8 protein-coding genes are annotated in these 11181 nt (G+C 34.9%); 4 read left to right on the plus strand and 4 right to left on the minus strand.

Annotated features, from left to right (window positions below; translation table 11 throughout):
- Window positions 1-11: 11 nt before the first annotated feature.
- Together glnA and TS1_RS11600 are read right to left on the minus strand one after the other, a co-directional pair.
- Window positions 12-1352 carry a type I glutamate--ammonia ligase gene (glnA, locus tag TS1_RS11595; RefSeq protein WP_068710639.1) on the minus strand — a complete coding sequence of 447 codons (1341 nt, stop codon included), beginning with the start codon at window positions 1350-1352 and terminating at the stop codon, window positions 12-14.
- A gap of 234 nt (window positions 1353-1586) precedes the next feature.
- The gene (locus TS1_RS11600; protein WP_157061676.1) at window positions 1587-4181 is read right to left on the minus strand and encodes a YfhO family protein; all 2595 of its coding nucleotides are present in this window, start codon (window positions 4179-4181) and stop codon (window positions 1587-1589) included.
- A 206-nt stretch (window positions 4182-4387) separates the two neighbouring features.
- Between TS1_RS11600 and TS1_RS11605 the strand changes: the two genes are divergently transcribed.
- Both TS1_RS11605 and TS1_RS11610 read left to right on the plus strand, forming a co-directional pair.
- Window positions 4388-4786, plus strand: a complete 399-nt coding sequence (locus TS1_RS11605; protein ID WP_068710641.1) for a GIY-YIG nuclease family protein — start codon at window positions 4388-4390, stop codon at window positions 4784-4786.
- 610 nt (window positions 4787-5396) lie between these two features.
- Window positions 5397-7289, plus strand: coding sequence for an endonuclease MutS2 (locus TS1_RS11610; RefSeq protein WP_068710642.1), 1893 nt, complete (start codon window positions 5397-5399; stop codon window positions 7287-7289).
- Window positions 7290-7386: 97 nt separating this feature from the next.
- Here TS1_RS11610 and TS1_RS11615 read toward each other — a convergent pair whose 3' ends face one another.
- Entirely contained in the window at window positions 7387-7917 is a 531-nt protein-coding gene (locus TS1_RS11615; protein WP_068710643.1) for a hypothetical protein, read from the minus strand.
- A 436-nt stretch (window positions 7918-8353) separates the two neighbouring features.
- On the opposite strand from TS1_RS11615, the gene TS1_RS11620 reads away from it, so the two are divergent.
- A complete protein-coding gene (locus tag TS1_RS11620) occupies window positions 8354-8776 on the plus strand; it encodes a PH domain-containing protein (protein WP_068710644.1) in 423 nt (140 codons plus the stop codon).
- A 95-nt stretch (window positions 8777-8871) separates the two neighbouring features.
- Here the strand turns inward: TS1_RS11620 and TS1_RS11625 are convergent, their stop codons facing one another.
- The gene (locus tag TS1_RS11625; RefSeq protein WP_068710645.1) at window positions 8872-10407 is read right to left on the minus strand and encodes an AbgT family transporter; all 1536 of its coding nucleotides are present in this window, start codon (window positions 10405-10407) and stop codon (window positions 8872-8874) included.
- A gap of 307 nt (window positions 10408-10714) precedes the next feature.
- On the opposite strand from TS1_RS11625, the gene TS1_RS11630 reads away from it, so the two are divergent.
- Window positions 10715-11143 (plus strand): pyridoxamine 5'-phosphate oxidase family protein, encoded by a 429-nt coding sequence (locus TS1_RS11630; RefSeq protein ID WP_068710646.1) that lies wholly within the window; start codon window positions 10715-10717, stop codon window positions 11141-11143.
- The last annotated feature ends 38 nt before the right edge of the window (window positions 11144-11181 follow it).

Here is an 11181-nt window from a genome sequence, read left to right on the forward strand (position 1 = left end):
AAACGTAAAAATTAAAATAGTTCAAGATACTGTTCTTTTTCCCATTCAGAAACAGTTTGACAAAAAGCTGCCCATTCTTGTTTTTTAGCTTCCACAAAACTTGTGTAAATATGCAAGCCTAAAGTCTCTTTAAGTAGTTGATCTTCATCTAACGTTTTGAGCGCTTCGTGCAGAGTAGTGGGTAAGTCGTAGATCCCGTTGTCAGTACGTTCTTTTTTAGCCATAGTATAAATATTACGATTAATAGGTTTGGGCGGAGTTAGCTGGTTTTCAATACCATCTAAGCCGGCTTGTAGAAGTACGGATAAAGCTAGGTAGGGATTAGCTGTAGGGTCAACAGAACGTAATTCTAGGCGAGTAGAAGCCCCTTTTGATTCAGGTACACGAATTAATGGAGAACGATTCCTGCCGGACCAAGCAATATATACAGGTGCTTCATAACCAGGAACAAGTCGTTTATAGGAATTAACAGTAGGATTACAGATAGCTGTAAATGCTCTTGCGTGTTTTAACAAACCAGCTAAAAAATGATAAGCGTTTTGACTTAATTGTAAATCATCTGTTTTATCATAAAAGGCATTTGTATTTTCTTTAAATAAAGACATATTACAATGCATTCCTGAACCGTTTATGCCAAATAGAGGTTTAGGCATAAAGGTCGCATGTAAGCCATGCTTGCGTGCGATTGTTTTAACTACGAGTTTAAAGGTTTGTATATTGTCGCAAGCCTCTATAGCATTAGCATATTTGAAATCAATTTCATGTTGCCCAAAAGCGACTTCGTGATGAGAGGCCTCAACTTCAAAATTTAGTTTTTCTAATTCTAATACAATATCGCGACGGCAATTTTCTCCCAGATCTGTGGGAGATAGGTCAAAATATCCGCCAGCATCGTTTAAGTTCATAGTAATGTTGTCATTATCGTCTAATTTGAATAAGAAAAATTCTGGTTCCGGTCCTAAATTAAAAGAAGTAAAGCCTAAACTTTCCATTTTTTCTAATGATCGTTTTAAGTTTCCACGAGGATCTCCGGCAAATGGGGTGCCATCTGGATTATAAATATCACAAATTAAACGAGCGACTTTTCCATATTCGTTTTCCCAAGGGAAAATCATCCAAGTAGCTAAATCAGGATAAAGATACATATCGCTTTCTTCAATACGTACAAACCCTTCAATAGAAGAACCATCCAGCATTAATTTATTAGCTAAAACTTTATCCAATTGACTGATAGGAACTTCTACATTTTTATTTGTTCCAAAGATATCAGTAAACATTAAACGTAGAAAACGAACATTTTCCTCTTTGGCTATTTTTTTGATACTACTTGCGTTTATCTTTGCCTCTTCCATTGCATCCCATCCTTTGCTAATTTTGTCATCTACTAAAGCATTGGTTTTCTGCATTTTATAAGATGATAGTAGTAATATAGCAGGCTGTTTGTTACTTGTCAATCATTTATGTAAGGTTTTATAACATATAAACTATTTTTTAAGTATTTTATAGTGTTTTTGTTTGGGAAATCAGAAAATAAAAAAAGCAATATGTAAGATTACCTTACATATTGCTGAACGATACGGTCTGAATTACTCCTTTTTTCTTTTTTCATAATACCAATCAAAACCGATAAATAGAACGATACAGGTAATAAATGAAGCTAGCCCTGGTAAAAAGCCTTGTGGAAGATAGGTCAATTCTATAGAGTGCTCTCCTTTAGGAATTTCTAGACTGACAAAAGCATTTTGGAAAGCGTGGATAGGGACTTTGTTGCCATCAATTTTTGCATGCCACCCTCCATCGTAAGGAATAGTAGTGATTAAGGTCTGGTCTTTACTTGCAGTCACTTTAGCATGTGCGTTTCGCTTTCCTGTTTTCATTTCAACGCCATTTTCTTGGATGTTATTTATGCTCTTTTGTAAGGCGTCTGTATCCAAAGTGACTACTTGCGGATTTTGAAAAGAAATTTCTTTGGTACCGTAAAAACTTGCAGTGAATTCGACTTTCGTTGGTTGGTCATAAAATCCTAAGTCATAGTACTGTCCATTAGTGCTAATCTGACTTTCCCGTTGTTGCCCATTGACCGTAATTGTGGCAGTAGAGCTTTCTAATTCACCAAAGTTTGTCGGAAATAGACTAAGATATGCTTGCGAGTGTGCAGGAACAGTAACTTCCCAGCTAACATCTTTGGCTACATTCCCTTCTTGTTCAATAAAATTTGTACGTGTTCCCTGTTTTTTGACAGTTACGTTATTTAAATGAGTAATTGTAATCGGGTGGAATCGGAAAAATGTCTCTCTTGTGTTAGCCAGTTGATTCATTAAATTCGTTTGATTTGCTAAATTATCATTTTCGACCTGGGTTACTTTATGAATTGCTGGATCTGTCAAAAAGCCCAATGGTAGAGCGTTACGATTTTTATACAGTTGATAATCTCCGCTGCTAGCTTCTTGCCGGAAGCCATATTTATTGATTGGCTGTTTGGATAAATTGTATTTAACGGCAGCTAAACTATCCATTAATAATGTGTTATTAGGATAACGGATATTTAAGCTTGTTCCTCTTGAACGAAAACCAAGCATATTCATATAGCCCGAAGTGTGTCGGTTACGAATAGACGAAAACATGCTGATTCCGCTATAGCCGTAATTAAAACTATCATTGGCAGAAACTGGGTCAAGATTTTCTAAACGATAAAAGGTGTCATTTTCCGCTTTTGTTTGTCCAATAAGTTGATTGATTGCAGGGTAAGGCTTTGTATATAACTCACGTGAAGCGTAGTTCCAGTCATCTAGGATTCCCCTTAACATACTATTGGTGTTAATTGTCATTTCCGCGGTAACAAATAATAATAGAAATAAAATCAATTGCTTAAGTGTAAAACGTTTGGAGTAAAAAGAGAAAAAAATGATAAAATAAACAACCAAAAAAGCTAAAGTTAGAATTAGCGAAATAGGTTCTAAATAATCGCGGGTTTGATAAACAAAAAGATAGGTTAAAGCAAAAGCAATTCCTAAGAAACTAAACGAAAAAAGCAGTCTTTTTTCGTTTATTGGGTTTAATTTTTCCCAGCCGAAACCGGCTAACATGATCACTGTAAAAGACAGCAAGAAAGCGTAACGGAATAAAAACATGTTTGGAGCATGCATACCATGCCAGAATAAATTTAAAGGAATAAAGTAAAAGCTTCCAATTAATAGAATAATTAATACAGCGTAAAGAAGTTTGTCTTTTAAAGAAATTTCTTTGATTAAAAAATAAAAAACACAAAAGGCCAGGGGCAATAAACCAATATAAATAAAAGGAATCGAACCATATTTGGTAGTATCATAGACACCTATCATGTTTTTAATAAAAAAGTCAAAACCACTGGTTGCTTCTGTTTTGAAACTAGTAATTTGAGTTAATTCCTCACCATTTGAACGTAAATCTAACAGTGCCGGTAAGATGATTATCATCGAAGCACCGCCGGCTAAAAAAGATGTGACAAAATAAGGCAGAATTCTTTTTTTATTGTTCTTCCAGTTTTTAATTAGTTGAACTAAAAAGTAAAGAACAGAGAAAATACCAATCATAAAACCTAGATAAAAGCTAGTGAAAAATAACATAAAGTAGCTAATAAATAAAAGTTTTGGTTTACCTTTTTGTAGAATGCGATCGATACCCCAGATAATTAGCGGTAAGTATACATAAGCATCTAGCCACATAATAAGTTCAGATTGGGCAGTAATAAAAGACATTAGTGCATAACAAATAGATAATGTGACATGACCTATTGTTGGAATTTTGAAAGTATGAGACGCATAAAACCAAAAGCTTAATCCAGCACTGCCTATTTTGATTAATGTTAGGAAATAAAGAGCATCTGGCATTAGCTGATTAGGAAAAAACAGTACAAGCGGAGTAAAGAAACCTCCTAGATAATAAGAAATTAAGGAAAGATAATTTAAACCCAAGGAAGCATTCCAAGTATAAAGAAAGCTTTGTTTACCAAGCAAAGCATTACGAAAACTTGCATGAAAATTAGAAAATTGCGAGAAAGCGTCACTAGCCATAACACTTCGGTCACTTCCTGGATAGATACCAATTGTTAAATAGATAATAGCCATTACAATGACGGGAATAAAAAAACTTGCGATGATATACCATTTGTTTTTTTGTAAAAAACTTTTGATCATTACCAAAAGACTCCTCTAAACAGAAAATTTATTCATACTTCGGTTTAGTTTATCATAGAATAAAAAGATAGTAGAAGTATGTGTAAGCAATATTAATAAAAAATGTAATTTAAGAAGAAAATATTAAATAAACGATTTTTATTTTTCAACGAATTAACATCGTTTTTGCTATAATAAAAGTTAGGATAACGATTTATAAAAGAAGGTAAAAAATGAAATGTTCAATACAAGAAACGCATACGCTTTATGCTATAAAGGGTTTTTTAACCGAAAAACAGGAAAATATCCAAATAGGAAAATTGGGAAATTTTTCTTTTGAAAAAGGTTATTATGTTTATGTTGGAAGTGCCAAGCGTAATATTCAATCTAGGATAAACAGACATATTCAAGTAGATAAAAAACAACAGTGGCATCTTGATTATTTGCGTCCTTATTTACAGATAGAAGAAGTGCAGACTTATCCAGGGAACCTAGGAGAATGTCAGCTATTTGCCCATTTGCAGCAGGAAAATAACGCAAGTATACCAGCAAAAGGATTTGGCTCTTCTGATTGTAAATGTGTAGCACATTTATTTTATACTGATAAAAGTCCAGTGCTATCTGTTCATTAAATCGCTTTTTACTTGGTAACGATTAGCTATTTTTGACAAGTAGTAGAAATTATCTTAGAATAAAAGGAAATAAAACTCGTTTTCTAAAGAAAGAGGTTGCTTGATGAGTGTCGCAGGTATCTAAAATTAGCAATTGAATACAAATAAGCTAAAATTTTGGCAAGCTTATTTGTTATGCCTTTAGATACCTGGTAAATCAATGAATGTTAGAAGGGTGATAGGGCTTCCTGTCTCTCTTTTTTTGCTGTGAATCTCTACGATTCAACGACCAAGGGGAGTTGAAAGTAGATGATGAACAGTACTAGGCGAGAGGAACGAGCGTAGTTCCCCAAACCGAATCACTACGAGTCAGTGACCAAAGGGAGCTGAGAGTAGATTCCTTCAAGACCTTAGCGACTTGTCGCTTAGACCTTGATGAGATCGAAGCGTAAGCGAAGAGATGAACAGTACTAGGGCGAGCGAAAGCGAGGCGTAGTGTTCTTTACTTCGAATAGTCTTTAATATTAACCACAACAATGAAAAATTTCAAAAGTTAAAATCATTTTTTAAGAAAACGAGTGAATTCGTTGCTTTTAGGGTATCTTATTTCAAATAAGAAAGGATATAAAAAATGAACTCAGCTTTATATGAAGCAACTGAATTTACAAAAGTTAAACAAAACGTTATTGATCGGTGTATTAGTGATTATGCGAAAGAACGGTTAGCAGACAAGCAGCCTGCTAGTAGTTATAAGGTGGTGCAAAAAAGGTTAACTGAAACAGAAGAAGCCTTGGCAATCTTAAATTCGAATCAGCACGTTCCATTCATGGGTTTAAGCCAAATCAAATATTTATCAAAGAAAATTGAAAAGGGCGCTATTTTGGAAGCAAGTGAATTAACTGAATACAGTGATTTTTTACGTTCTTTCCATTTGATAGCAGCTTTTTTCGAAAAAAATCAATATCAGACGCCAACTTTATTTCGTTATGCAAATGATCTAACAGAATTTAAGAAGATTATTGCGTCTATTCAAGAAAAAGTCGATGGAAATCGTGTGAAAGATGAGGCTTCACGAGAATTAAAGAAAATCCGTGGAAAAATAACTGACATCCAGGCAAGGATTGAAAAAAGTTGTGATAAGCTGTTGAAAAAAGCAACGGCAAATGGCTGGGTGCAAGACCGACTGATTGTAAAAAAAGAGGACCGCTATACTTTACCTATTCAATCCACCTTTCAATCAAAAATCGCAGGGACGATTATTGAGCGATCCAATCGAGGAACTACTGTTTTTATTGAACCGGAGAGTGTACGCAAGTTAAATGATCAATTAATTATTGCGAAAAGTGAAGAAACAGCAGAGATTTATCAAATCTTAGCGACATTAACAGGAATGATCGCTGAACAAGCAACGGCGATTGGTTATTGTATAGATATTGTGGTGGAGCTGGATAGTATTTTTGCTCGGGGAAAATATAGTCAGAGCATCGATGGTCAAAAGATCGCAATAAATGAGCAAGAAGAACTTATTTTCGACCAAGTAAAGCATCCATTATTGCAAGATGCAGTCCCGCTAGATTTGACTTTAGGAATAGACAATCGGGGATTAATTATTACTGGCCCCAATGCTGGAGGAAAAACAGTGGTATTAAAAACGATTGCCTTGGTTTGCTTAATGACAGGATTTGGGTTGTGTGTGAACCATGGAGGAAATTCCTCGATAGGAGTTTTCAAGAAAATTTTCATTGATATTGGTGATCAGCAAAGTTTGGAAAACTCGTTGAGTACTTTTTCTGCCCATATGCAAAATATCAGCTATATTTTACATCAAATCACGGACAATACTCTTATTTTATTAGACGAATTTGGTAGTGGGACAGAGCCTAATGAAGGGGCTGCTCTAGCGATTGCTACAATGGAATATATGTATAAAAAGAAAGCTACCATTATTGCTACCACCCATTACGGCGAGATTAAAGATTTTGCTTTGAATCATGAAGATTTTCAAACGGCGGCTATGGCCTTTGATTCAGCAACTTTAACCCCAAAATATCAACTTTTACTCAATCAAGTAGGACAAAGTAACGCCTTTTGGATTGCTCAAAAAATGGAAATTTATCCGGAAATTTTGCAGAGTGCGCGACAGTATTTGGTAGATAAAAATTATACGACGGCAAAAATTGAGCGGAAAAAAACACAACGTCCTATAAAAGAAGCTTCCTCTCAGCCTGTTTTTCAAAAAGGGGATCGTGTTTGGAGTCAGGAATTAAAGCAAAGTGGTCTTTTTTATAGCTATCAAGATCATGATCATGCACAAATTTCTATAAACAAACAATTTTATACGGTACTGTTGAAGCGTTTGACACTAGAAATATCTAGAGAGCACCTATACCCGGAAAACTACGATTTAGAACAACTTTTTGTTGATTTTCATGAAAGAAAATTTAATAGAGATATTGACCGTGGCTCTAAAAAAGCTCAAAAGCAATTACGTAAACAAGCAGAAAATAGAAAAGATAATCGTTAATTTATTATACGTTTTCTGAAAGATAAAACCCGGAAACAAAGAATCCTAGTTATCATAGTAATTTTTGTTTTCCGGCTTTTTGGGGCTATCACGAAATTTAAGCTAGTATAAGACGAAGAATGTTAAATAAGGCAAACAATAGCAATGTACTTCCGGCTCCAATCCCAGTTATTGCGCTTGCTTTATAAGAGATGAATTTCATGCGTTTAACTGTGAAGGCTGAAGTAATTACCAATAAAAGTGCCAGTAAGAGCATTGTGAGGTCTTGAAAAATATAAGCTAAAGGAAAGAAGTGGAGACCGACAATCAGACAAATCCAAGGAGCGATGTAGTCTTCTAGATTCAATTTGTACAATACGTACGCAACAATTCCACCAAGTAAAAACTCAAAGATAACGGTTAAATAATACCAGTTCGATAGTGTAGTTTCCATCAAGGCACTTGCCTCGTTTTGATTGACAAAGACAAAGTAAACACCCAATAGCCCAACCAAAAATGAAATTCCACAAGCAATGGCTAAATATTTTTTCCAAGAAGATTTCGGACCTTCTAAAGCCCAGCCAAACCAAACAAAACCGAAAAAACCATAAATGACAATAGATATAGCGATATCTCTAAGATAACCCATTCTATCTCCCTCCTTATGAACTTTGCTGATAAAACAATTAGAAAGAGCAAAATAAAGGACAACATCTGTATAAGGCTTTAGGAAAATAAATTTGACTAACTGCGGCAAACTATGTTATTTAATTTAAGTATAATCGACGATCTCTTATAATACAAGAAAGGCTTTGTGATTTGCTTTATAAAAGAATAGAACTATTGATAAAAGCAAGATATGATTATATTTGTTTGTTTTTTTATAATTGAAATAAATCGTTAGCGAGGTAAAAGAATCCTAGTTCTTGAGGGCAAGAGGGAATGATATTGCTAAAATGATGGAAAAACCATCTGTTAATAGGGCTATCCTCCATAAGAAACGTTTTACTTTTTTTGTTTTTATTATTATATAAAAAAATTGGTTATAATACTGCTGCGAAAGTTTTCTGAAAAAGAGGGATTTTATGAATAATTCAACAAAACTTGAAAATATTACTGCTTACGCAAAAGAGCATGACATTGATTATATCCATTGGCAGTATATACTCTATGGTAGAAAAGATGCTACGGCGATTGATTCATTTTTATTAGGAGCTTTTGGCGCTTTAACAATGAAACAGTATATTATTATTTTTGGAAAAGATCATTTAACGTTGATCTTGCTCTCTATGACAGGAGATTTAAAAGAAAAAATCGAGGTCATTTCTTATAAAGATATTGTCGATATTTCTTTTAAAAAAGGAGGACTTGCAAGTACGTTTGTTTTTACTACAAAAGAAGAAAAACACAAGATTAAATGTAATAATAAAGTGATAGGTATGCACTGGCAAAGTGAGAATTTGAAGAATTGTCTTGAGCATCCCATAATGGTGAAATATGTTAGCTAATCTAGATTCATTATTATAAATAGTTGGATTGTAGGTGAATGGAAAAAATAAAAAGTACTTTCGACGATTAAATCGTCAAAAGTACTTTTTAGTGTTTATAGTGTTAGACTTGCACCGGGACCTAAAGGAAGACTAAAGAGGAACCAGATAACAAGTAGAAGTGTCCAAGACACTAGAAATGCCATAGAGTAGGCTAACATGGTCGATACTAAAGTACCGATGCCCGCTTTTTTATCATAACGTTGTGCAAAAATTAAAATCATCGGGAAATAATTTAATAAAGGCGAAATAACATTTGTAGAAGAATCCGCAATTCTGTAAGCAACAAGAGTCATTTCAGGCGCTATATTTAAATTATAAAGCATTGGTGTAAAAATCGGAGCCAAGATAGCCCATTTGGCAGAGGCGGAACCAATAAACAGGTTAATAAATCCGGCTACGATAATGAACCCTAAAATTAATGGTAAGCCAGTCAAATGGATAGACTCTAATAAATCTGCACCCGATACGGCGAGAATGGTTCCTAAGTTTGTATAATTGAAATAGTCGATCAATTGAGCTGCAAAGAAAGCTAACACAATATAATTTCCCATCGAGCTCATTGCCTCAGACATTCCTTTTACAAAGTCGGAGGAATTTTTTATTTTACCGACAGTGACGCCGTAGGCTAAACCAGGCAACACAAATAATAAGAAAATAGCTAAAAGTAACCCCGTTGCTAGGAAGTTGTTAATGGATTCTGTCCCCAAAGCTTCATCGTAGCTTCTAAACAAAGCGCCTTGTGGGAACATTAAAAAGCCCATAATAATGACATAAATAATTAGCACAATTAAAGCATTACGTAATCCTTTTAATTCATCTTTTGTTAACGGTTCAAAGTCAGGACGGTAGTCTCCTTTATACTCTCCTAACCGTGGTTCTACAAACTTATCTGTAACGAAAGCTCCGACAATCGTCAATAAAAAGGCCGAAGCAATCATAAAGTACCAATTGGCTGTAATCGACATTTCATAATCAATGCCGGCAGAACTCAATGCTGCGTTGGCGATTTCCACAACGATGGCATCTACGGGTCCTACCAGAAGATTCGCCGAGTACCCGCCGGATACCCCAGCAAAAGCAGCGGCTAAACCAGCAAGTGGATGCCGTCTTGCCCCAGCAAAAATAAGTGCACCTAAAGGAATAATAACAATATAACCGACATCTGAAGCGATGTTTGACATAATTCCCGCAAAGACGACAGCCGCTGAAAGTAGAAAAGCAGGTACATTAGATAAGAGACGTTTTAAAGTAGAAGCAATCAGGCCGGTCCATTCTGCAACACCAACACCAAGCATGGCCACCAGAACGGTGCCTAAAGGCGCAAAACCAGTGAAATTATCGACAGCAGAATTGAATATATGATTTAGACCTTCAGCTGATAGTAAAGAAACAGCTTCTACTGTGGTATTTTTCCCTTCGGCAGCATCAAAATATTCCACACTTAAATTGCTGGCACCTGCGATCCCTGATATTACGACAACAATTGCAGCTAAGATAATAAATAAAACGACAGGATCGGGTAATTTATTTCCGATTCGTTCAACCCAACCAAAAAAACCTTTGTTCTTCTGGTTTCCTAACTCGTCCATTCTCAACTCCTCCTTAAAAAATTAAAATAAATAAGTATACCCACGAGTCTATCAGCTACTATTTGTGAAAACAATTCGTTATGAAAAGAAATTTTTACTTTCTAATAAAACTATAATAAAAAGTAAGGCAATATTCCTTTAAGCAGTTTTAACAAGTGAAAAAATTATTGCTTAATTTTTAGTGGATTTTTAACGAATTCACAAGGTAAATCTGTTATACTAGAATAAAATTGATGAAAAACATCACAAAATTGTTTTCGCAATTTAGTTGAAGTAAGAAGAGAAAACAGTATGAGGAGGAACAGACATGGAGATCCAAGACATTATGAAGATACTCGAAAAAGATATGAAGGTAGCTGTATTTTCGACCGTGGATGAAAATGGTCAACCTCATGCCCGTCATATCAACATCGGTGTGGCGAGTGAAGAAGGCGTCTTTTTTATGACCAGCCCGAAGACTAATTTTTATCAACAATTACAGGCTAACCCTAAGGTTGCTATTACAGGATTTTTAGAAGAAGAGTACTTAATCCAAGTGATACGGATTGAAGGCAAAGTGCGAAAATTAGGGAAAGAAAAACTGCAAGAGGTACTGGCAGACAACCCATACATTGACCAAGTTTATCCAGATGAAGCTGATCGTCAAAGTGTTCAAGTTTTTCAGCTTTATACAGGCGAAGGATTTTATCAAAGCTTGACGCAAGGACATAAATATACATTTACTATTAATGCTTAAAAATGGCAGAAAGCACGTTTGTTTATAAAAAGACAGAT

It is taken from the genome of Tetragenococcus solitarius NBRC 100494 (assembly GCF_001544195.1).
GTDB lineage: Bacteria > Bacillota > Bacilli > Lactobacillales > Enterococcaceae > Tetragenococcus > Tetragenococcus solitarius.